Annotated in this window: 21 protein-coding genes; 18 read left to right on the top strand and 3 right to left on the bottom strand. The window is 26.5% G+C overall.

The annotated features are described in order from the left end of the window. The first annotated feature begins 79 nt into the window (after positions 1–79). From ASUIS_RS09365 to ASUIS_RS09350, 4 genes are all read left to right on the top strand, one after another. Positions 80–649 (top strand): hypothetical protein, encoded by a 570-nt coding sequence (locus ASUIS_RS09365; RefSeq protein ID WP_118886804.1) that lies wholly within the window; start codon positions 80–82, stop codon positions 647–649. Positions 650–726: 77 nt separating this feature from the next. Then, complete coding sequence (locus tag ASUIS_RS09360; RefSeq protein ID WP_118886802.1) at positions 727–1,302, top strand: superoxide dismutase; 576 nt, start codon at positions 727–729, stop codon at positions 1,300–1,302. Between the two features lie 39 nt (positions 1,303–1,341). Continuing rightward, on the top strand, positions 1,342–2,127 hold the full coding sequence (locus ASUIS_RS09355; protein ID WP_118886800.1) for a helix-turn-helix transcriptional regulator: 786 nt from the start codon (positions 1,342–1,344) through the stop codon (positions 2,125–2,127). 179 nt (positions 2,128–2,306) lie between these two features. Further along, the gene (locus tag ASUIS_RS09350) at positions 2,307–3,614 is read left to right on the top strand and encodes a 2-isopropylmalate synthase (RefSeq protein WP_118886798.1); all 1,308 of its coding nucleotides are present in this window, start codon (positions 2,307–2,309) and stop codon (positions 3,612–3,614) included. Positions 3,615–3,636: 22 nt separating this feature from the next. On the opposite strand, the gene ASUIS_RS09345 is transcribed toward ASUIS_RS09350, so the two are convergent. Continuing rightward, entirely contained in the window at positions 3,637–4,698 is a 1,062-nt protein-coding gene (locus ASUIS_RS09345; RefSeq protein WP_118886796.1) for an agmatinase family protein, read from the bottom strand. A gap of 153 nt (positions 4,699–4,851) precedes the next feature. Between ASUIS_RS09345 and ASUIS_RS09340 the strand changes: the two genes are divergently transcribed. The 11 genes from ASUIS_RS09340 to ASUIS_RS09285 all read left to right on the top strand — a co-directional run bounded on the left by ASUIS_RS09340 (position 4,852) and on the right by ASUIS_RS09285 (position 15,245). After that, entirely contained in the window at positions 4,852–5,331 is a 480-nt protein-coding gene (locus ASUIS_RS09340) for an RNA polymerase sigma factor (RefSeq protein ID WP_226799886.1), read from the top strand. Beyond that, positions 5,332–6,315, top strand: coding sequence for a FecR family protein (locus ASUIS_RS09335; RefSeq protein ID WP_118886792.1), 984 nt, complete (start codon positions 5,332–5,334; stop codon positions 6,313–6,315). A gap of 93 nt (positions 6,316–6,408) precedes the next feature. Further along, positions 6,409–8,787: a TonB-dependent siderophore receptor gene (locus ASUIS_RS09330; protein WP_118886790.1), complete on the top strand. Its 2,379-nt coding sequence runs from the start codon at positions 6,409–6,411 to the stop codon at positions 8,785–8,787. Between the two features lie 344 nt (positions 8,788–9,131). Further along, positions 9,132–9,755, top strand: coding sequence for a DJ-1/PfpI family protein (locus ASUIS_RS09325; RefSeq protein WP_118886789.1), 624 nt, complete (start codon positions 9,132–9,134; stop codon positions 9,753–9,755). 304 nt (positions 9,756–10,059) lie between these two features. Beyond that, positions 10,060–11,133, top strand: coding sequence for a DNA alkylation repair protein (locus ASUIS_RS09315; RefSeq protein ID WP_118886787.1), 1,074 nt, complete (start codon positions 10,060–10,062; stop codon positions 11,131–11,133). An 86-nt stretch (positions 11,134–11,219) separates the two neighbouring features. Next, positions 11,220–11,960 carry a hypothetical protein gene (locus ASUIS_RS09310; protein WP_118886785.1) on the top strand — a complete coding sequence of 247 codons (741 nt, stop codon included), beginning with the start codon at positions 11,220–11,222 and terminating at the stop codon, positions 11,958–11,960. Positions 11,961–11,970: 10 nt separating this feature from the next. Next, positions 11,971–12,471 (top strand): flavodoxin, encoded by a 501-nt coding sequence (locus ASUIS_RS09305; RefSeq protein WP_118886783.1) that lies wholly within the window; start codon positions 11,971–11,973, stop codon positions 12,469–12,471. A gap of 81 nt (positions 12,472–12,552) precedes the next feature. Then, complete coding sequence (gene ybaK, locus ASUIS_RS09300; RefSeq protein ID WP_118886781.1) at positions 12,553–13,020, top strand: Cys-tRNA(Pro) deacylase; 468 nt, start codon at positions 12,553–12,555, stop codon at positions 13,018–13,020. 68 nt (positions 13,021–13,088) lie between these two features. After that, positions 13,089–13,298 (top strand): hypothetical protein, encoded by a 210-nt coding sequence (locus ASUIS_RS09295; protein WP_118886779.1) that lies wholly within the window; start codon positions 13,089–13,091, stop codon positions 13,296–13,298. A gap of 146 nt (positions 13,299–13,444) precedes the next feature. Next, complete coding sequence (locus ASUIS_RS09290; RefSeq protein ID WP_192894432.1) at positions 13,445–13,927, top strand: outer membrane beta-barrel protein; 483 nt, start codon at positions 13,445–13,447, stop codon at positions 13,925–13,927. A gap of 16 nt (positions 13,928–13,943) precedes the next feature. Further along, complete coding sequence (locus ASUIS_RS09285) at positions 13,944–15,245, top strand: SagB family peptide dehydrogenase (RefSeq protein WP_118886777.1); 1,302 nt, start codon at positions 13,944–13,946, stop codon at positions 15,243–15,245. Positions 15,246–15,255: 10 nt separating this feature from the next. On the opposite strand, the gene ASUIS_RS09280 is transcribed toward ASUIS_RS09285, so the two are convergent. Together ASUIS_RS09280 and ASUIS_RS09275 are read right to left on the bottom strand one after the other, a co-directional pair. Continuing rightward, a complete protein-coding gene (locus tag ASUIS_RS09280; RefSeq protein ID WP_118886775.1) occupies positions 15,256–17,811 on the bottom strand; it encodes a putative bifunctional diguanylate cyclase/phosphodiesterase in 2,556 nt (851 codons plus the stop codon). Positions 17,812–17,946: 135 nt separating this feature from the next. Continuing rightward, positions 17,947–18,381 carry a globin domain-containing protein gene (locus tag ASUIS_RS09275; RefSeq protein WP_118886773.1) on the bottom strand — a complete coding sequence of 145 codons (435 nt, stop codon included), beginning with the start codon at positions 18,379–18,381 and terminating at the stop codon, positions 17,947–17,949. A 138-nt stretch (positions 18,382–18,519) separates the two neighbouring features. Here ASUIS_RS09275 and ASUIS_RS09270 point away from each other — a divergent pair, with 138 nt between their 5' ends. The 3 genes from ASUIS_RS09270 to ASUIS_RS09260 are packed head-to-tail and all read left to right on the top strand — an operon-like array spanning position 18,520 to position 22,339. After that, complete coding sequence (locus ASUIS_RS09270; protein ID WP_118886771.1) at positions 18,520–19,116, top strand: paraquat-inducible protein A; 597 nt, start codon at positions 18,520–18,522, stop codon at positions 19,114–19,116. Then, positions 19,117–19,698 (top strand): paraquat-inducible protein A, encoded by a 582-nt coding sequence (locus ASUIS_RS09265; protein WP_118886769.1) that lies wholly within the window; start codon positions 19,117–19,119, stop codon positions 19,696–19,698. Continuing rightward, positions 19,691–22,339 carry an MlaD family protein gene (locus ASUIS_RS09260; RefSeq protein WP_118886768.1) on the top strand — a complete coding sequence of 883 codons (2,649 nt, stop codon included), beginning with the start codon at positions 19,691–19,693 and terminating at the stop codon, positions 22,337–22,339. Before ASUIS_RS09265 ends, ASUIS_RS09260 begins: the two co-directional genes overlap by 8 nt. Positions 22,340–22,434: the final 95 nt, after the last annotated feature.

Genomic DNA, 22,434 nt, shown 5'->3' with positions numbered 1-22,434 from the left:
CAAAATAAAAAAGATAGCTTTTTAGCTATCTTTTTTTTAGCGGAACCTCAATTGCACTACAAAACTTGTAGGAGCAAAAATGAATCAAATTATAAACAAAACTTCTTATATAAACGAAGAGTTGATTTTAGAAGATATAAACCAAAATGACGATTTAGAAGCGTTAATTTATAGAATTATTGATGCTTGTCCTTATGATTTTGAATTTATTCCTACAATTGCTTCTTTTAAATACTTATCATATTTTGACCAAATCAATGAGTTTAAAAATGTAAGATATTTTTATAAAATGTATAAACTAATGGATATGCTTTGTGTTTATAAAACTCTCATTCAAAGATATGAAGAACTTAATAATTCAGATTATAAAAATTCTTCACTTAAGCAAACTTCCCAATTAGCAATCTTTTGTGATGATAAACATCTTTTTGAAAGTTGCCAAATAACTGCAATAAAAATCTATAAAGAGTATTTTTTTACCCACAAAAACACTTCAATAAATGACAATGTTTTAGCACATAGTCTAAATCATATTTTAGATGAATTTTTTGAAGAGTCATATACTTCAAAATTAAAAGAGAAAGATGTTTTAAGACTTGTAAAAGTTAGGACTAAATTTATGGGTGTTGAGGTTTGGGAGTTTTTATAAATATATTATTCTAAGTCAAATAAAATCAAAAAGATAGTATCCTCAATAGTTGGAAAAATATTATTAAAGGATATAAAATGAAACACGAATTAATGACTTTACCTTATACTTTAGATGCGCTAGAACCGCTTATGTCAAAGGAAACTTTAGAGTTTCACTATGGAAAACATCACCAAACTTATGTAAATAACTTAAACAATTTAATTACTGGTACAAAATTTGAGAATTCAACTTTAGTTGAAATCATTTTAGAATCAGATGGCGGACTTTTTAACAATTCAGCTCAGGTTTATAACCATGACTTTTTTTGGAAAGGTTTAACACCAACTCAAGGTGCAATTCCCGCAATTGTTGAAGCAGCTTTAGTTAAAGCTTTTGGTTCAGTTGAAGAGTTTAAAAAAGAGTTTACAACAAAAGCTATTGGACAATTTGGTTCAGGTTGGGCTTGGTTAGTTGAAGATGAAAATCAGAACTTAAAAATAGTTACAACTTCAAATGCAGCAAATCCATTAACTCAAAATCTAAAACCTATTTTAGTATGTGATGTGTGGGAACATGCTTATTATATTGATGTTCGAAATGCAAGACCTGCATATTTAGAAAATTTCTGGAAACTTGTAAACTGGAATTTTGTAGAAGAAAATTTAGCATAAGAAGAGAAAAAGTATGGAACTTTCCATACTTTTTAATATATGAAATCAGATATTTTTAAAAACCCAAAACTTAACTTCCTAGAATTACGATATGTACAAAATATTCCTGATTGTACAAAAATGCATTTGCATGAAGAATTGACAATTACTGCTATTAAAAAAGGTTCATTAAACTTGATTTTTAATGATACTTTTCTTGAGCTTTTACCAAATGAAATAGGTATTATAAACAACAATATTCCCCATTGTGCTACTATAAATAAAGAGTCAAAAGATGGATATGTTTTGTATTTGCAAAAAGAGTATTTAAAAAATATAAATATCAATTTTAGTTTTTCTTATGAAATAATCAAACAAAAAAATATTTACAAAAGTTTTATAAATTTGTGTGATTGTTTATTGGATAATAAAATATCTTTGATTGAAAAAGAAGAGTTGTTTTTATCTTTTTGTTTGATACTTTTTCCATTTGAATCAAAATCAAATAATGAACAAATCGAATCAACTTTACCCCTAAAAATTAAAAAATATTTAGATGAAAACTATCTTGAAGAGTTTATTTTGGAAGATTTAGCAAAAAAATTTGATTTAAGTGTTGTTCATTTGATAAGAGTATTTAAAAAAGAATTCGGACTTCCTATTCACTCATATATTTTAAATAAAAAAGTTCATAAGGCAAAAGAACTTTTATCTTCAAATATGCCGATTATTGAAGTTGCACAAAACAGCGGTTTTTTCGACCAAAGCCACTTAAATAGAAGTTTTAAAAGAATCTTTCAAATCACCCCAAAAGAGTATCAAAAACATATTTTTTCAAAATGTTAATTTTGTACAAGATTTAAATTTTTTTTGTTGTTATAATTTGCAAAATCAAAAAAAGGAGTCTAGTATGAGTGTAAATATTTCAAAACAATTTATCTCTTTTTCTTTCCTCTTCCTCTTAAACTTCTAATCATTCAATCAAATATAATCTAAAAAATAAAATAAATAATCGGAGCAAAACCATGAGTTTTAAAAAATATAAACAATATCCTATTGTCCAAAATATCACCAGAGAATGGGCAGATAAACAAATCACACAAGCACCAATTTATTGTAGTGTTGATTTAAGAGATGGAAATCAAGCATTAATAAATCCTTTGACTATCGAGCAAAAAATAGAGTATTTTAATTGGCTTGTTAAAATGGGATTTAAAAATATAGAAGTTAGTTATCCAAGTGCAAGTGATACGGATTTTAATTTCACTAGAAAATTAATAGAAGAAGATTTAATCCCAAATGATGTATTTATTCAAGTACTAATTCCTGCTAAAAAAGAGTGGATTAAAAAAAGTGTTGAAGCTATGAAAGGGGTGAAAAAAGGAATTTTTCATCTTTATAATCCAACAAATGAATTTCAAAAAAGAGTAGTTTTTCAAAAAACTGATGAAGAGATTATCTCTATGGCAGTTGAAGGAATGAAGTATTTAATTGAATTAACAAAAGATTTTGAAGGTGAGGTTATTTATGAATATACGCCTGAAAGTTTTTCTCAAACGGATTTAGAATTTGCAGTTAAAATTTGTAATGAAGTGATAAATGTAGTAAAACCAACTCAAAAAAATAAAATGATAATAAATTTACCAAATACCCTAGAAGCTTGTATGCCAAATATTTATGCTGATAGAATAGAATGGATGTGTAAGAATTTAAAAGATAGAGAAAATTTGATAGTTAGTGTTCATCCACACAATGATAGAGGAACCGCTGTGGCAAGTGCAGAAATGGCTGTACTTGCTGGTGCAAATAGGGTTGAGGGAACATTATTTGGAAATGGTGAAAGAGCTGGAAATTTGGATTTGATAACTTTTGCTTTTAATATTTATTCACAAGGAATAGAGCCAAAATTAAATTTAGCATTTATAGATGAGGTAAAAGAGTTTTTTGAAAAAACAACACAAATAAAAACACATATTAGACATCCTTATGTTGGTGAAATGATATTTACAGCTTTTAGTGGTGGTCATCAAGATGCAATCAAAAAAGGAATGGATTTTTATAGAAGTAAAGAACATAAATATTGGAATGTGCCATATTTACCAATTGACCCAAAAGATATAAATCGAGATTATGAAAAAATCATACGAATTAATTCTCAATCAGGAAAAGGCGGAGCTAGTTTTATTATAAGCGAGTTTTTGGGTGTTGAAATGAATAAAGATGAAGCTATAAAATTTGGACATATTATCAAAGAAGAAACTGATAAATTAAAAAGAGAATTAGAAAAAAATGAGATAATTGAATTATATAAAAAACTATCAAAAGACGTTTAAAAGTAAGTTTTAAAACTTACTTTTATTTGTATTGGATTTTCCCTTGACTTGCCAATAATGCCCCACAAAGTTGGTATAAAACTCTAGAACCAACATTTGCATCCCAACCATCAGCACTATCTCCAACTTCACATAAATCAAAACCTATGATATTTTTCCCACTTTTTACAATCATAAATATAAGATGTTCTAACTCCCCATATCTTAAACCACTAGGAACAGGAGTTCCTGTATTTGGACAGTTTAATGGCTCTAAACCATCAATATCAATTGATAAATAAACATTTTGTGGAAGTTGGTTTATGTATGGTGCAAAAACTTCTTCTAAAGATTTACCACTTGCCAATTGTGCTTGCATATCTGTATCATATAAACAAGCACCTTTTTGCCCATAATTTGCCATTCTAGTAGCTTCTTCTTTACTATAATCCCTGATTCCAACTTGAACTAAATTACTTACTTTTTCACACTCATTCATAGTATTAAAAAAAATAGAAGCATGAGAATAAGTAAAACCCTCATAAGCCTCTCTTAAATCGTGATGAGCATCCACATGTAAAATCCCAAAAGATTCAGTTTGTGTGTCACTTAAAGCTTTTATAAGTCCAAGAGGAGAGGAATGATCTCCACCAACAACAGCTACAAATTTTCCATTTTTGATTTGTTCAAGAGATTTTTCGTAAACTGAAGAGTTTAAAGTAACCGAAGCTTCATTTACAAAGTTTAAAGCTTTTTTATTTGTTTTCCCCTCTTCAAGAGCAACAATTACTTTTAAAGCTTTTTTTCTAGCTTTGTGACTTAGTTTTAATAAACTTTTATCTGTTTCAAGCATCGCAATACCAGCTGTGTATGGCTTAATATAATGAAAAGTTTCTACATCAAGTTGATGGCTTGTGATTCTCATAGCATCAGGAGCTTTTGCTGTTCCTTGTCCAAATGAAACAGTTGCTTCCCAAGGAACAGGAACTAAAACTAAACTAGCTTCCTTTGGATCTAACCTTCCACCAATAAAACCATCACCCTCAAGTGGTGGCAAACCTAATTCTAATACTTTTATCTCTTCTTCTAAAGTTCTATAAGTCATTATTTTCCCTAATATTATTCTGTTATTTTATTTTGAATTATAGGATAAATATGGAAATAGTAAAGTTAATTTTGAGTTTACTTGTCATGGTAGTATATTTGCAAAAATATTTTTAAGAAACATTATGATAATGTTTCTCAAAAAACTTCAGGTATGTTGATGCTCAAATATTACGATGAACTTATATACTTTGCCCTAAAACAAGTAGGTGATAAAGAAAAAGCTAAAGATATTATCCAAGAAACCTATAGTAAAGTTCTTGAAATAAAAGAGAAATTTAAGATAAATAATGAACGAGCATATTTGTATAAAATAGCAAAAAATATAGTTATAAATCAAGCTTTAGAAAATCAAAAACTTCAAACTACAATATATGAAGAAAACATTCATCTTTCACCTATATATGAACAACCAGAAGAAATTTTAATTCAAGAAGACCAAGAAAAGATTTTTATGCAAATAATAAACGACTTACCACAAAGAGCAAAAGAAGCTTTTATTTTATATACTATTGATGGTTACAGTAGAAAAGAAATAGCCCAAATCCTAGGAATAAGCTCAAATGCAGTTGAAAAACTCATAAAAAGAGCCACCATAAAAGTTGAAGAAGAACTAGAAAAGAGAGGATTTTAAGTGAATATCAAAACTAAAATCAAAGAAGAAGCAATTTATTGGCTTGCCTGTGAGAAAGAGGGCTTAAATGAGCTTGAAAAACAAGAATTAAAACATTGGCTTGAATCAAATCAAGAACACCAAAAAGCATATAATCGAATGAAGTTAGTACATCAAATGGCTAAATCAATATCAAAAGAAAATGCCCAGATTTTAAGTGAGCAAGCCCATAAAGAAGCTAGAAAAATTAGATTTTTAGAAAAAACAAGATATTTTTCAAGTGCAGCTGCAATTTTACTAATAGTTTGTTTTTCAGCTTTTAAAATTTATGATAATAATTTTGCTGTTCAATATTCAAAAACTTTTCAAACTGATAAAACAAATCTAGCAAATCAACAACTTCCCGATGGTTCAAGTATCTTTATTGATGCAAAAACAAATCTAAATATAGAGTTTTATAAAGGAAAAAGAGAAGTAACTTTAAATAATGGAAGAGTTATGTTTGAAGTGGCAAAAGATGAAAATAGAGTATTTATCATAAAAAGTGGTGATATAAATATAGAAGTAGTTGGAACAAAGTTTGAAGTAATACATAAAAAAGATATTACAACTATAAATGTGGAAGAGGGTATTGTAAAAACCTATTTTTCTTCATATTTTTTTGATAAACAAAATGAAAAACTGCTTACTAAAGAAAATAGTATAACCTATTCAAATTTTCAAGGAAATATAAATAATCAAGAAAAAATCAATCCAGAAAAGATAGCTCTTTGGAGAGAAAATTTAATTAGTTTAAATAAAGTAAGTTTAAAAGATGCTTTTGATGAATTTTCAAAATATAATGATATTTCAACTTCATTTTCCTCAAAAGAAGTGGAAAATTATCTTATAACTGCAGAGTTTTCTTCAACTCAATTGGAAATATTTTTAAAAACAATTAGCAAAATTTATCCTCTAAAAATTGATAAAAATGATAAAAATATAAAAATTTCTAAAAAAAATTAAAAATGATGTCCGCTTTTTAATAGTTTTTTTGTCTTATGTAATTAAGAATGATTATCGAAATTGTTTTTATAATACACAAGGAGAAAAGATTAGATGAATTTGTTTAAGAAAAGTTTGTTAAGTCCAGTAGTTGCTTTACTTATCTGCACAACTGTTTATGCTGATGATATTTCATATTCGATTGAAAAACAGTCTTTAAAAGAGGCAATTGAATTAATATCAAAAAAATCAAACACCCCATATATTGCAAACAGTTCGCTTTTAGATGGCAAAACTTCGAATGCTATAAAAGATGTAAATGGAACAAAAAATGCTTTAGATAAAATACTAGAAAATAGTGGTTTAGAAGCTGTTATAGAAGATGGTGCGATTATTATAAAAAAGAAAATAATAGTTGGTACTGGAACAGTTTTAGAAGAAATTTCTGTAACTGATGGAGTATATAAAAGTGGAAGTGCAGAAAATGGATATTTAGTAGAAAATATAACAGGTATTGGACTCTGGGGAGAAAGAAGTTTACAAGATACACCTTACTCAATGAGTGTAGTTTCTCAAGAACTTATATCAAATTCACTTGCAAAAGATATGAATCAAATATTTAAAATGAATCCAACGACTCAAGAAACAGCGACAAAATCAGCTCCAGCTAGTGATTCATTTCTTCCTGTAATTAGAGGATTTAATCCTCGTATTCTTGTAAATGGTGTCCCTCATTCTATGGCTTATAGATCTACTCCAATGATGCAAAATATTGAAAAAGTAGAAATAATAAATGGAGCAACTGGCTTTTTATATGGAGGAGGAAGAGTTGGTGGTGCAGTTAATTATATAACTAAAAAACCTACAACAGAAGATTTAAGAACTGTTACAATTGGTAGTTATGGTGATGAATCATATTTTTCACATATAGATTTAGGTGGACAATTTGATGATAATCATACTTTTGGATATAGAATAAATGCTCTTTATCAAAATGGAGAACTTCCTTCAACTACTAATACTGAACAAAAAGCAATTAGTTTTGTGTTTGATTTGAAAACAACTGACAATTTTTATACGGATATAAAATATTCTCATAAAGCTTTATTTGAAAAAGGTGCTAATACTGTTTTTAACTCAGTAATAAATCGTCCTACTATAAAAAATCAAAGTTATTCTCCCGATTGGATAGAAAATGAAGTAAAAGCAGATATTGTTGAAAATAGTGTAAATTGGAATATCAATGATATTTTTACTTTAAGAACAAATCTATCTTATGAAAAAACAAAGCATAGAGGAGATAGTCTTGATATTGTACTACAAGATAATATAGCTTTACAAAACCCAACAAACTATTGGAGAGGAACTAGTTATACTAAAAATGCTTGGCAAGAAACAACTACATATGGTGGAAGCGTTTATTTAGATTCAAAATTTGAAACTTTAGATATTAATCATAATTTAACAATGGGTTACTCATCAGAAAGTTCTAAATATCATAGAAGAGCTGATAACTGGACATTTTATACAATTAATAGAGATATGACATTAGATGAACTTAAGAATTTATCAGAACCTTCTTCTATTGATTGGGATAATAATGGAATTGTAGGTGCAGAACCATTAAAACCAAGACAAAAACTAGAATTTAATAATGTTTTAATAGGAGATGATATAGTTTTTAATGATCAATGGAGTGCTTTAGTAGGGGCAAACTATGCAACTATAAAAAGTATATTTTATCCTTCAAATTATGCATATGATAAATCGGAATTAACACCAACCCTATCCCTTATGTATAAACCTTTTGAAGATTTGACAACTTATATTACTTATATAGAAAATTTAGAACAAGGAGATCAAGTTCCAAATGACCAGAGTTATAATAATCCTGGAAGTATTTTAGACCCATATAAAAGTAAACAGTATGAAATTGGTGCAAAATATAGTTTAAATGAAAAAGTATTATTAACAGGAGCATTATTTAGAATTGAAAAAGCAAATTGGTATGAAAAAACAGATTCAAATGGAAAAATAAATTATTCTGAAGATGGTGAACAAAGTCATGAAGGAATAGAACTTGGAATTACGGGAAAAGTAACAGATAATTTTACAGTAGTTGCAGGTGGAACATTAATGGATTTAAGTGTAGAAAAAGCAACAGATCCTACATTAGAAGGTAAAAAACCGACAGATGCTGCTTCAAAAATGGCAAAAATTTATACTGAGTATGAAATACAACAAATCAAAGGTTTAGCACTAACAGCAGGAGCATATTATACTGGTAAGAAATATGCAAATGAAGAGAATACAGATGTTCTACCAAGTTATACATTATATGATGCAGGATTAAGATATAAAACAAAATTCGATAAATACCCTACAATATTTAATTTAAATGTTCAAAATTTAACAGATAAAGAGTATTGGGGAAGTAGTACTAATTTAGGTGATCCTAGAAGTGCTGCTATATCTATGAATATAAAATTTTAAAATATAAAGAGAGTTTTCTCTCTTTATATATTTACGCATGGATTTTATTTTCCTCCAAGAATTAAATTCATGCGTAAGTTTATAAACTCTTATAAACTTAACTTCATAGCGCTGTGGATTTATATTTATGTGTTTGTTTCCTTGTCATATAAATAATTATGAATGAATTAGTCTCTCACTCTAAATCCACAGGCTATGGATATTTCAAACTTTTCCATATAAATTAAAATATATTTTCAAAATTCGAAAATTCTTTATAGAATAATGAGGATTTAATTGAAAAGTTATAATCAAATAAAAAATAATATAATGCTTTTAATATTTATATACATCAAGGAAAACTTATGCAAAAAACAGTAGGAATTTTTATATTCAATGATATTGAGGTTTTAGATTTTTGTGGTCCTTTTGAAGTGTTAAGTGTGACAAGAGTTGATGAATCAAAAAGAACAGAGACGATTTCACCTTTTGATGTAAAATTAATAGCACAAACAAAAGAACCAATAACTACAACTGGTAAGATGAAAGTTATTTCTGATTATGATTTTGAATCATGTCCAAAACTTGATATTTTAATAGTTCCTGGTGGAATGGGAACAAGAAAATTGATGTATGAAAAAAATGTTTTAGATTTTGTATTAAAAAAAGCAAAAGAGGTTGAACTTTTAACTTCTGTTTGTACAGGTTCATTGATTTTAGCAAATGCGAAACTACTTGATGGAGTAAAGTCTACAACTCATTGGAAAAGTTTGGAACGAATGGAAAATGAATTTAAAAATGTAAAAGTATGCAAAGATAAACATTTTGTAGAAGATGGGAATATTATCACAAGTGCAGGAATTTCAGCGGGTATTGATATGGCTTTACATATTGTGAAACGATATTTTGGAGAAGAAATTGCAAAAGCAACAGCGAAGCATATGGAGTATCCGTATATGATTGAGAATAAGAGAAAAATAGTGTTTTAGGATGTTTAATTTTTTCTTGAAAACCATAAAGGTTTTCGATTAAAATAATAATACAAGAATATATTTCAAAAGAATTAAAATAGAATAAAAGATTTAATAAAACATAACAATCTGCAATATTTTAAATCCAAAATTATCTTTTTAGATATAGTTCAAAATCAATTAACTTCAATTTGACAATTGATAAAAAAGAGATTTCTCATATAGGAGTAAGTCTTAAAGATTTGGATAAAAAATGGTTCGCATTTTCAAAGATGAACTTAGATATTGATGAAGTAATAAAAAAATTAAATTAGGACAAAATATGGCAGAACAACTAAAAAACTTATATTCAAAAGAGTTTATTGAAAAACTTGCAAACAAACTTTTTTTAATTTACTCAGATTTTGAAAAAGAAGATTTTATAAACTCTATTTTTGATAACACTTGGCAAGATTTAGAACTAAAGCAAAGAATGAGACATATTTCTTTTACTTTAAATAAATATTTGCCTTTTTCATACGATAAACAACTTGAAATATTAAAAAAAGTAAAAGATGATTTTACTGGTCTTGAAGCTATGGTTTTTCAAGATTTTGTTGAGGTTTTTGGGCTAAATAATTTTTCTGAGTCTATGAAAGCTTTGGAAGTTTTTACTATAAATTCAAGTAGTGAGTTTGCAATTAGGCAATTTATTTTAAAGTATGAAAATGAAACTATAAATCAAATGAAACTTTGGAGTCAAAGTTCAAATGAACATTTAAGAAGGCTTGCCAGCGAAGGTTGTCGCCCAAGGCTTCCTTGGGCTATTGCACTTCCCTTATTTAAACAAAATCCAACAAAACCACTTGAAATAATTGAACTTTTGAAAAATGATAAAAGTTTATATGTACGAAAGTCCGTTGCAAATAATCTAAATGATATTTCAAAAGATAACCCACATTTAGTTATTGAGTTTATAAAACAAAATCTTGGAGTTTCAAAAGAACTTGATTGGATTTGTAAACATGGTTCTCGAACACTTTTGAAAAAAGGTGATAAAGAGGTTTTAAAGCTATTTGATTACGAAGAACAAAATCATATTAATATTATAAATTTTATTTGTGATGAAGAGGTAAAAATAGGTGAAGATTTGAATTTTTCATTTGAACTTATATCAAAAAATAGTTTAGGAAATCTAAGAGTTGAATACATGATAGATTATTTAAAACAAAAAGAAAAATATAGTAAAAAGATATTTATGATAAGTCAAAATAATTTTAAAGAAAATTCAAAAAAGTTTATAAAAAAGCAGAGTTTTAGAAATATGACTACAAGAAAACATATTGTAGGAGAACATAAGTTAAGTGTAGTCATAAACGGAATAATTATAATCGAAAAAGCCTTTAATATAAATTGATATAGATTATCAATATTAAGTAATTATTAAACTTCTTTATCCTAATATTATTGATATTGATTATCAATAATATACAAGGAGAGATGATGTCTACTTTTGGATTTTCTATACTTGATGAATTTTTACCATCATTTGACAAATTTGGTTCTATTGAAAAACAAAGAATTATGTTTTTGAGATTTTATAACATGAAAGTATGTTGTAAAGAACAATTTACATCAAAAGAGTTGTCCTATACAAAAACTGAAAATATTTTCTCAATCTTTAGAGCAAAAATATACTCTTTACTACCAAAAAAATTTAACTCTTCAAGAATATTCAAAATTGACACTTACAAAACAAATATCATCAACAATTTTATAGAAAAAGCAGATAAAAATATCTCTTATTTAAAATTGAATGAGAAAAGTAATTTAGATTTAGCAATAAAAATTATTGAAAACTTTGAAGGTGAAGATTTTAAAATATTTTTAAATGGAGAAGATGTATTTCATAAATTTGTTGGAAAAAAAATCAAAGACTTAAAATCAGATAGAAAAGTAAAAATTCTTCAAGATGAAATCACTATTTACCCACAAGGAAGTAGTGCAACTAAAGTTTATCCTTATTGGAAGTTCTTAGATAAGGATAATATTCAAGGTATCACATCACATATAAATCGAGCAATAAAATGCATAAAAAGTGATGAATGCAGACAAGTTTATTTAGTATATCCACGACATGAGAATTTTGATAAACATATAAGTATAAAAGTTAAAGAGCTTGATTTAGGTGGTGATTATACGATTAAATTAATACCATATTCATTGGGTTCAATTTTAAAATAAAGGGAAAAAAATGGCAACGGTAATTTATTATTCAAGTAGTACAGGAAACACAGAAAAAAGTGCAGGAAGAATTCGAAAGAATTTAAGTAAAGATATTAAATTAGTAAATATTTCAAATGATGGTTTTGAGAATATTGAACAATATGACAAAATTATTTTAGGAAGTTCAACTTGGGGTGATGGTGAACTTCAAGATGATTGGGATGAAAAATGGAAAGAATTTTGTAAAATCGATTTTTCAGGTAAAACAGTTGCCCTTTTTGGACTAGGTGATCAAGATAGTTATGCTGATACTTTTCTTGATGCAATGGGTTTGATTTACGAAGAACTAATAAATAAAGGTGTAAATATAATTGGACATACCCTAACTGAGGGATATGATTTTGACTCTTCAAAAGCTGTAGTTGATGATGAATTTGTGGGGCTTGCACTTGATGAAGACAACCAATCTGATTTAAGTAAAGGTAGAATAGCCCAATGGTGTGAGAGTATAAAAGCTCAAATTTTATAAATAATTATTGATAATTAAGTATAAGTTTATCTCCTTTTTTATATAAAACAACTCTTATAATAAAAAGGAGATTTTACTTAAATGACACCTGCAATTGATCTACTCAAAAAAAATAAATGTGATTTTAAAATACATAAATATGACCACGACCCAGCTTGTACAAATTTTGGTGATGAAGCTGTCGTTAAACTAGGATTAAATGCTAATCAGGTTTATAAAACTTTACTTGTGGAACTCGCTCCAAAAGAGTTAGCTGTTTGTGTTTTACCTGTTGCAAATCAACTTTCTTTAAAAGATGTTGCATCTGCTTTTGGTGTAAAAAAAGCAGTGATGGCAAACAAAGACGAAGCTCAAAAAGTAACTGGATATTTACTTGGTGGAATTTCACCTTTGGGACAAAAAAAACTTCTTAAAACAGTTTTAGATGAAAGCGTAAAAAACTTTGAAACTATATTTATAAGTGGTGGTAAAAGGGGACTTGATATAGAAGTTAAACCTTTGGATTTAGAAAAATTATTACGAGCAAAAATCTTTAAAATTACTGTTTAATATTGTATTAACTAAAAGTTAACATTAAGAGAGTATTATGTGTTTAATGTATAAAAAAAGGAGTTATTATGAGTAAATTAAATAATGGTGAACCTAGCTTAGACAAGATTGATGATTATAATGGAAATGAATCAAAACAAAAAAGAAATACAGTAAGACTTGTAGTGATTTTTTGTTTAATTGTTGGTGGAATTTTTGCTTATTTAAAATCAACTTCTACTTCAGCTGATTATGTAGGAACACAAGAACAATCAGGAATAAACGCTACTAAAAACTAAATAATAATAGCGCTAGATTTTTCTAGGGCTATTAGAAATCTCAAAAAAATAGCCTAAAAATAAGCAATACCAACTATTATTAAGTTCATATAATATATACTATAAGAAATATCAAAATGATAAATAGAGTAAAAAAGGAAAAAATAATGAAAAAAAGATTATTAGCTATTACATTAATTGCTGGTTTAACATCATTACTAAATGCAGAAGGATTTGATACAAAAGTATCAGTTGGAGCAAGTTCTGCAAAAATTAAAAGTGATAGATATACACAATATGGAATTGGATATACATCAAATACTACTTTAAATAATGGAATTATTTTAGGTTTTGGAAATAGCTTATCTTATGGAAATGTTAGAAGTGGAGTTGAAGCTATCAGCGTTGATATGGATTTAAGAGCAGGTTATGAAATAGCAGAAAATTTAACAGGATTTATTTTAGGAACAGGTGTTGCTCAAACTGTTGATAATAATTCTGCAACAGGTCTTGGTTATGGTGGTTCGTTAGAATATAGACTTACTTCAAATGTAGCACTTGAGGGAAGTTATAGAACAGTTACTATGAATGATTCACCAAGAGATTATGATTATGATATATCAAATCTTGCAATAAAATTCAACTTTTAAAAGTTGAATTTTATTTATGCTAATAGCTCTAAATAGCTACCACCAAAACACAAAACACTCATACAACTCAATACGAACAAATCCAAATAGAGTAGATTGGAATAATCCTCCAAATAAGTTTAAATTTTATTCAAAAGATTATAAAAGAGTTCCTTTAACCTCTTCAACACAAAACTATAATTTTTTGTATTTAATTTCTGGGATTAGTGCAAAAAAAAGTTATCCATCAGGTGAATATTATTTAAGAATCAATCCAAGTGCTGGAGCTTTATATCCAAATGAAGTCTATTTTCAAGTACGAAATGTTGATGGTTTTGAAGATGGAATTTATCATTTAGAAGTTGGTTCTTCAAGTGCTGTGTTATTAAAAACATTTGAAAACAATGAAGGGATAGAAAAACTTTTAGGATTAACTTACAGTGTAGATGGTTTTATTTTTTTTATTTCATCAATATATTTTAGATCTTCTTGGAAATACAAAAATAGGGCATTTAGATATTGTTTATTAGATGCTGGACATTTACTTGGAACAATGGAAGCTAGCTCTTATTTATTTGATAAGAAATTTGAGATTTTATATGATTTTTCAAAACAAGAGTTAAATGAATTTTTTCATTTTGATGAAAAAGAATTTTTTACTTCAATAGTGATTGTGGGAGATAAAATTCAAAATGAAAAAATAGATTTTATTTTGGATATTGCAACTCTTGATGGGGCAAGTTATATAGAAGAGAATATTAGTTTTTTTGAAAAAAATGACTTAGTTGAGAATGCTTATAAATATAGTCTAAAAATAATAGATAAAAAAGCTCAAGAAAAAAGTGCTGTTTTTAATTTTCAAAAACAAAGATTTCAAGATACGATTTTTAAAAGAAGATCTATTAGGGAATTTTCTAAACAAAGTATTTCTAAACTTCAATTTGAATCAATAATGAATGTTATAAATCAAGCTATAAAAAGTGATTGTGATGAAGATGTTGATATTTTTTATACTGTAAATAGGGTTGAAGGTTTAGTTTTAGGTCTTTATAAAAATGGTGAACTTATAAAAACTGGAGATTTTAACTCTAAGGCTGGATATTTATGTTTAGAGCAAGATTTAGGAAAATCTAGTGCAGTTACATTTTTTTTAACATCAAAAAGTAGAAATTATCAAGAAGCTTATCAAAAAGCTGGAATTATTGGTCATAGATTATATTTAGCTTCAAACTATTTAGATATTGGATGTAGTGGAATAGGGGCTTATTATGATGATGAAGTTTGTGAATTTATTGAAGAACAAACTATGATTTTATATGCTTTAGCTATTGGAAACTAAAGTTTATCTCTTATTTTAAAGAGATAAACTTGTCACTTGGTTTTCCAATATGATAACCTTGATAATAATCGATTTCTAGTTCATCTAAAATTTCAACTATTTCTTGGTTTTCTACAAATTCTGCAATTGTATGTATTTTCAACTCTTTAGCTAAAGTTACAATACTATTTACAAAAGCTCTATCTTTCTCATCTTTATTAATATTTATAATAAAATCTCCATCAATTTTTACATAATCAATAGGAAATTTTTTAATATAGTGAAACGATGAAAATCCTGAACCAAAATCATCAATTGCAAATTTATAACCATCAGCTTTTAAATTATGTACAAATTTTTCTAATAAAGAGAAGTTTTTAACAGTTTCACGTTCAGTAATTTCAAATACAATTTTTTCTTTTTTGATATTATATTTATTAACAAAGTTATTTATTTTATTGATAAAGTCACCAACAATCAAAGATTTTGGAGATAAATTGATAAATAAAATTCCTTCATATTGAGTTCTTTGAATTTCTTTAAAAGCTTTTTCAATTACCATTAAATCCATAGTATTTATTAATCCTCTTGCTTCTGCAATTTCTATAAATTCATAAGCTGAAACTATTTTTCCATCTTGATGAATTCTCATTAGAAGTTCATGTATCACCAAATCATTATTTGAAGAAGCTGGTTGTATTGGTTGAAAATATGGATAAATTTCATCATTTTCTATAGCTCTAATTAGTAATGAAGATTTTTCTTGATTTGTTTTTAAGATATTAGAAATATCTTTTTCATTTGGAATTTTAATACCATTTTTTCCTTCTTCTTTTGCTTGATACATCATATAATCAGCAATTATAAACATGTCTTTTTGAGATAAAGTATGCATTGGATAAACGCAAATTCCAACAGAAATAGTTATTCCAACTTTTGATCCATCAGGAGCAATTAATTTCTCACTTTCTATTCTTTTTGAGATTCTACTTGCAACTGTTTGCGCTCCATTTTCATCACATTCAGGAAGAATAATTGTAAATTCATCTCCTCCGTATCTTGCAACTATATCTTCATCTCTTTTCTCTTCTTCAAGAATATTTGCAACTGTTTGTAAAAATTTATCTCCAAAGGCATGACCAAAATTATCATTAATTGGTTTAAAATTATCACAATCAATAACCATTAAAGCAAAAGGATATTCATGACGTGCTGCTCTTTTTATTTCATAACTCATCATGTCATTAAATACTCTTTGATTAAATAAATCAGTTAAGGGATCACGTGCTGCGTAATATTCTAAATCTTGAGTATATTTGTGGATTGCTTTTACTGAACCCACAAGATTTGCCATTGTTGTTAAAATAGAGTCAATTACAATATATCTAACAGGATCGCTTGCAAAAACTGATTGTAATCCAATTCCAACAATTCCTCCAATTTTTGGACTATCTAAAAATAGAGATTTTGAACGATATTCTATTTCATCTTCAACTAATTCATTTAAACATCTATTTCTATCTGCAACTACATGTTTTATTGTAAAATCAGTCATTTCTTTGAAATATTCAGAGTCTTTTATTGTTCTATTTATATAAGCTTCAAAAACTTCTTTTTGATGGTCTTGGGGCGTTCCCAACCAAAAAATATCAACTTCGAACTGATCTTCACCAACTCTAAAAATAGTCATTAAAGTGTATGTTTCCATGATTTTATTTATTTCAATTAATAAATCACAAATATACTCTTTCCAATCTTTTACAACATCAGAAGTAATAATAAATTTGTCTAAAAGTTTTATTTCAAACTCTAATAACTCTTTATCAACGGCAACACCTTTTAATTTGTCAGCCATTAAATCTACATTATGAACTATTTGATTAAATTCTTCAAAATATAAATCAATATTTTTTGAATCAAAAGCTTTAAAATCTTGTACAGAATTTATATTTTTAACTTTATTATTAAACAGACTTAAATTTTGTATTATAGGTTTTGTTGTATATCTTGATGAAAAGAAAGCAAGAATATAAAATATAGGAACAATGATTAAGAAAAATGCAATATATTGATATTTAGATTCTAAAAAGATAGAGTTTAAATCTTGTTTTACTTCTAAAACTCCTAAAACATCACCAACTTGTGCATTCACATGACAAGATTTACAATCAGTAGTAGCTTTTAATGGCAATATATTTCTTACAATATTATTTTCAAAACTATCAAGTTTTTCTATTTTCCCATTTAATACATCAACTAAAGTTGCATCTTTTGCTTTTTCTTCAATATCTCCAAAAAGTTGGCTAACTTTTTCTCCTCTATAAAGATTTATTTCATAATTACTACTTTCAAAATTTTTCTCTAAAGATTTAGTGAACAATTTTATATCATCTTTACTCCAACCTTTTCTCATTACTTGGTACATTGAAGAAAAAACTTGATTCGATATTGCTTTTGAATGTTTTAAGGCTTCTTGTTTTGTGAGCGTTGTATGTAAATAAGTACTAAAGATAAAGCAGATTAAAAAAATTAATGAAACTAAAATTATTTGTCTTGAAAAGATATAATTTTTAAAAGTTTTTTTCATAATGAATCCTAGAAAAGTGTATTTCAAAATATTAGCAAAAAAAAGTTAATTTAATATTATTAATGTATAAAAAGTTGCGAAAAAGTTGAATGAAAAAAATTATTAATTGATAAAAATGGGATTTGCCCATTTTTATCAATTTTGAGCAGTATTAACCATCCAAATTGAAAAAATATCTAAATAGTTCCAAAAAGATTGTTTTAAATCATCAGGCATATCAATAGGTTCTAACACTTTGATATAGGATTCAAGCCAAATCATTCTCGCTTCTGGAGTGATTTTGAAAGCAGCATGTCGTCCTGCCATCATAGGAGCTCCTCTACTTTGATTAAAATAATCAGGTCCACCACAGATTTGAATAAAAAAATCAGCCGAATGCTTTTTTGCTAATTCAAAGCCTTCATCACTTGGTGGAAATAATCCTTTTATATTACTAACTCTTAACAAATCATAGTGGTCAGAGATTAGTTTTCTCATTTTTTCTTCACCTAAAAATTTTAAAACTTCAGGTAGTGGTTTTACAACAGGAGGTCTTTGTCCTAATTGTGCTTGAGTTATAGTAAATTGCATTTTTATTAACCTTTAAAAAAATATTATTTATTTGCATAATTGCGTTGCAATAATACAATATATTTAATTTTAAAGAGTTTTTAGAATGAAAAAAAGTTTACTATGTTAGAATGCGGAAACAAAAAGAGTTAGGATTTTATGGATAAAAATATTGAAGAGATTATAGAGTGTTATAACTGTGGATTATTTATAAAAACACACAATAACATAAGTACAACTCAACGATGTCCAAGATGTAATAGTAAACTAAAAACTCAAAATAAACACTCATTTGACTCTTTATATTATGCAATTTCAGCACTTTTACTTTTTGGAATTTTAAATGTTTATCCAATAATAACTTTGAATATAAATGAAAATGAACTAAAAGCTACTTTAATTGGAACAGTTTCTATTCTTTTAGAACAAAATTTCTTTTTTGTAGCCTTTGTAGTTTTTTTTACAATCATCCTTGCACCTATTTTGAACTCTTTAGTTATTATATTTGCTTTTATTCAAGAAAAAACAAAAATAAGACTTTTTACTGATACTTTACTTCATGATAGTTTTCATTTCTTCAAACATTGGGGATTTATAGAAGTTTTTATAATAAGTATTATTGTTACATATATAAAACTAATAGGAATGGTAAGTTCTACAAAATTTGATATTGGTTTTTATATTATGTTGGCTTATATTTTTTGTTTTTATATGTCAAACAGAAAATTTGTAGGCGAAAGTGTATTTGGTGAATAAATGGTTTTAATATCTTGTAAAAATTGTCATAAAATGTATGAAAAAGAGAATTTTAATGATTTTGTTTGTACAAGATGTAATCATATGGTACGAAAACGAATAAAAAATTCTTTACAAGTTTCTCTAGCACTTACTATTTGTGCAATTTTACTTTATATTCCTGCTATGGTTTATCCAATAATGGAAGTAACAAGACTTGGAGTAAAAGTTGAAAGTACAATTTTAGAAGGTGTTATTAGTTTTTTGGATATGGAGAGTTATTTTATTGCAATTGTAATTTTTACTGCAAGTGTTGTAATTCCTATGATTAAACTTGTTGGTTTACTTTTTATTTTTATAAGTTTAAAAATAAATGTAAAAATGCAAAATAATAGAAAAATATTAATATTTAAATTTATCGAAGCCATTGGAAAATGGTCAATGATTGATATTTATGTGGTTGCATTATTAGCTTCAATAGTACAACTTGATGAGATTTTTAATATAAAAGGAGGAATCGCTGCAACCTCTTTTGCTTTAATGGTAATTTTAACAATGATAGCAGCAAATAGATTTGACACAAGGATTATTTGGGATGAGTAAGGAAATAATAGAACAACAAGTATACGAGCCAAAAATTGAAGATAAAAAACCAGTTTCATTTATTTGGATTTTACCATTAATTATTTTGGCAATTTTAGGTTGGATTGCTTATGAATCTTATATGAAAAAAGGTACTAATATTAGTGTTATTTTCAAAAGTGCAGAAGGTTTAAAAGAGAATGTTACTACTTTAGAATACAAAGGTTTACAACTTGGAAAAGTAACAAAAATTTCTATGCATGAAGACTTAAAAAGTGTAAAAGTAAATATTTTAGTTGATAATGAAGTTTCAAAATATGTGGCAAGTGAAGGTTCTTCTTTTTGGATAAAAAAACCTACAGTTTCTCTTACAAAAATTTCAGGATTAAATACTTTAATTAGTGGTTATAAAATAGAATTATCACCAACTTTTAAAACTCAAGAAGAGTATGATAAAGGAACTTCTAAATATTTTTTTAATGCTTTAGATACTCAACCAAATGATGAATTTGACGATGATGGATATTATATTTCCTTAATTGCAAATGACAAAGATAATGTGGAAGTTGGAACTCCTGTTTTTTATAATAAATTTCAAATAGGTGAGATTATTGCTAAAGAGTTTATTTTTGAGAAAGTTTATTTTACAGCCTATATTTATGATAAATTTAATTATTTGGTAAATAGAAGTTCACAGTTTGTAATAAATGAAGCTTTAAAAGTTAGTTATGGCGCTAGTGGATTAAATATCGAAGTTGGTTCTTTATATTCTGCTTTAGTTGGAGGAGTTACTGTTGTTACTCCAAATAAAGAGGATGAAAAAATTTCAAAAGATGAAGCGTATATTTTATATGGAAAAAAAGATGATTTAAAAAGTAAAGAGTTTTTTAATATAAATTTTATTGATGTAAATGGGATAGAAGAAAATACTCCAATTATTTTTAAAGGTATTGAAATAGGAAAAATTAGTGAAGTAAAATTAAGCAAAGATATTTTAAATACTAAAGCATTTATTTATCAAGAGTATAAATATTTATTGACAGATAAAACTAAATTTTTCGTGGAAGAGCCAACTTTTTCTTTGGATGGAGTTAAAAATTTAGGAAATATAATAAAAGGAAATTTTGTATCTTTAGAGTATAAAAAAGGTGATTTTAAAAGTAATTTTACAGCAATTAATAAAAAAGATATAAATAGTAGTAATAACAATATAAAAATAGAACTTTTAAGTGAAAATCTAAATTCAATTACCAATAAATCAAAGGTTTATTATAAAAATATTGAAATAGGAAGAGTTGAAAATTATGCTTTAACAGCTGATTTAAAAAATGTAAAGATTTCTATTTCAATAGATGAAAAATATAAAGATTTAGTAAATGATAATAATCTTTTTTATGATATGAGTTCAAAACTTTTTGAGATGAAAAGTCTAAATTTAAATATAAATTATAGTGGAATAGAACCTTTATTAAATGGAGCAATTGGTCTTATATCAGAAAAAATAGATGATAAACTTACAAAAAAAGAGTTTAAATTATATAGTTCTTTTAAAGATGTGGAGAAATTAAATAGATTTAGTAATAGTGGAATTGTAATAAATGCTGATTTTTATAATGATTTTGAAATAAAACCAGATATGGCAATTATGTACAAAAATCAAGAAATAGGTTTTGTAAAAGATATAAAATTTGATGATAGAAAATCAAAAGTTAGTTTATTTATCTATTCTCCTTTTAAAAAGTATATAACTGATAAAAGTAGATTTTATAAAAAAGCAGCAGTAAATTTAAATGCTAGTTTAAGTGGAGTTTTATTTGAAGTTGATAATTTTTCTTCATTAATTGATGGTTCAATTGAACTTAATACTGATTCAACTGTATCATTTGAAAAACCACAAATATTTGCTTCTGAAGATCAAATGAAAAATTCTACAAATAGTATAACTATAGTTTTCAATGACGTTGAAGGTCTACAAGCAAACTTTTCTCAACTTACTTATAAAGGTGTAAATGTTGGAAAAGTAACAAATGTAAGATTAAATGAAAAACAACAAGTTGAAGTAAAAGCTTTGATTTATAGTGATTTTGCTTCTTTTGCAAAAGCTGGAACTGTTTATTATTTGAAAAAACCAAGAATTTCACTTCAAGAAGTTGCAAATGCTGGTTCTACAATTATGGCTGTAAATATTGGAGTTATAAAAAGTGATAATCAAATTGTTCAAACAAAATTTGAAGGATTAGAAGGACAACCATCAGTTGATAAATCTCACTTTGGAACAGTATTTAAAGTAGATGATATTACAGCTTCAAGTGTAAATGTAGATGCTCCTGTTTATTATAAAAATGTACAAATTGGAAAAGTTAGTAAAATAGATTTAAGTGAAGATGGCTCAAAAGTTGTAGTTGATTGTTTGATTTTTGATAAATATACAAAATTCATAAGAAAAAATTCACAGTTTTATGACATAAGTGGATTTGAAATGAAGTTCTCAATTTTTTCTGGTTCAAAAATTGAATCAAATACTTTTACAAGTCTGTTAAAAGGTGGTTTAGTTGTGGTAACTCCTTATGAATATGGTGAATTAGCAAACCCAAATGATAGATTTAGTCTTGTAAAAGAGTTAAGAGAAGATTGGAAAAGCATAAGTCCTAGTATCAAGTAAATGTATATTTTTTAATCAGAGTTTAAGTTTCTTAGGTATAGAATAAGTTTATTAGAGGAAAATAATTATCCTCAAATAAACTAAGGAGAAAACTA

Origin of the sequence: Arcobacter suis CECT 7833 (assembly GCF_003544815.1) — a bacterium.
Classification (GTDB): Bacteria; Campylobacterota; Campylobacteria; order Campylobacterales; family Arcobacteraceae; genus Aliarcobacter; species Aliarcobacter suis.
This window is presented reverse-complemented; position numbering and strand designations above follow the sequence as displayed.

What these genes read in the sequence shown, in the direction of transcription:
- ASUIS_RS09260 (WP_118886768.1), top strand. Translation starts at nt 19,691, where the DNA reads ATGAGTAAGGAAATAATAGAACAACAAGTATACGAGCCAAAAATTGAA.
- ASUIS_RS09350 (WP_118886798.1), top strand. Translation starts at nt 2,307, where the DNA reads ATGAGTTTTAAAAAATATAAACAATATCCTATTGTCCAAAATATCACC.
- ASUIS_RS09360 (WP_118886802.1), top strand. Translation starts at nt 727, where the DNA reads ATGAAACACGAATTAATGACTTTACCTTATACTTTAGATGCGCTAGAA.
- ASUIS_RS09330 (WP_118886790.1), top strand. Translation starts at nt 6,409, where the DNA reads ATGAATTTGTTTAAGAAAAGTTTGTTAAGTCCAGTAGTTGCTTTACTT.
- ASUIS_RS09340 (WP_226799886.1), top strand. Translation starts at nt 4,852, where the DNA reads ATGTTGATGCTCAAATATTACGATGAACTTATATACTTTGCCCTAAAA.
- ASUIS_RS09295 (WP_118886779.1), top strand. Translation starts at nt 13,089, where the DNA reads ATGAGTAAATTAAATAATGGTGAACCTAGCTTAGACAAGATTGATGAT.
- ASUIS_RS09355 (WP_118886800.1), top strand. Translation starts at nt 1,342, where the DNA reads ATGAAATCAGATATTTTTAAAAACCCAAAACTTAACTTCCTAGAATTA.
- ASUIS_RS09310 (WP_118886785.1), top strand. Translation starts at nt 11,220, where the DNA reads ATGTCTACTTTTGGATTTTCTATACTTGATGAATTTTTACCATCATTT.
- ybaK (WP_118886781.1), top strand. Translation starts at nt 12,553, where the DNA reads ATGACACCTGCAATTGATCTACTCAAAAAAAATAAATGTGATTTTAAA.
- ASUIS_RS09280 (WP_118886775.1), bottom strand. Translation starts at nt 17,811, where the DNA reads ATGAAAAAAACTTTTAAAAATTATATCTTTTCAAGACAAATAATTTTA.
- ASUIS_RS09345 (WP_118886796.1), bottom strand. Translation starts at nt 4,698, where the DNA reads ATGACTTATAGAACTTTAGAAGAAGAGATAAAAGTATTAGAATTAGGT.
- ASUIS_RS09315 (WP_118886787.1), top strand. Translation starts at nt 10,060, where the DNA reads ATGGCAGAACAACTAAAAAACTTATATTCAAAAGAGTTTATTGAAAAA.
- ASUIS_RS09290 (WP_192894432.1), top strand. Translation starts at nt 13,445, where the DNA reads ATGAAAAAAAGATTATTAGCTATTACATTAATTGCTGGTTTAACATCA.
- ASUIS_RS09305 (WP_118886783.1), top strand. Translation starts at nt 11,971, where the DNA reads ATGGCAACGGTAATTTATTATTCAAGTAGTACAGGAAACACAGAAAAA.
- ASUIS_RS09270 (WP_118886771.1), top strand. Translation starts at nt 18,520, where the DNA reads ATGGATAAAAATATTGAAGAGATTATAGAGTGTTATAACTGTGGATTA.
- ASUIS_RS09275 (WP_118886773.1), bottom strand. Translation starts at nt 18,381, where the DNA reads ATGCAATTTACTATAACTCAAGCACAATTAGGACAAAGACCTCCTGTT.
- ASUIS_RS09325 (WP_118886789.1), top strand. Translation starts at nt 9,132, where the DNA reads ATGCAAAAAACAGTAGGAATTTTTATATTCAATGATATTGAGGTTTTA.
- ASUIS_RS09365 (WP_118886804.1), top strand. Translation starts at nt 80, where the DNA reads ATGAATCAAATTATAAACAAAACTTCTTATATAAACGAAGAGTTGATT.
- ASUIS_RS09285 (WP_118886777.1), top strand. Translation starts at nt 13,944, where the DNA reads ATGCTAATAGCTCTAAATAGCTACCACCAAAACACAAAACACTCATAC.
- ASUIS_RS09265 (WP_118886769.1), top strand. Translation starts at nt 19,117, where the DNA reads ATGGTTTTAATATCTTGTAAAAATTGTCATAAAATGTATGAAAAAGAG.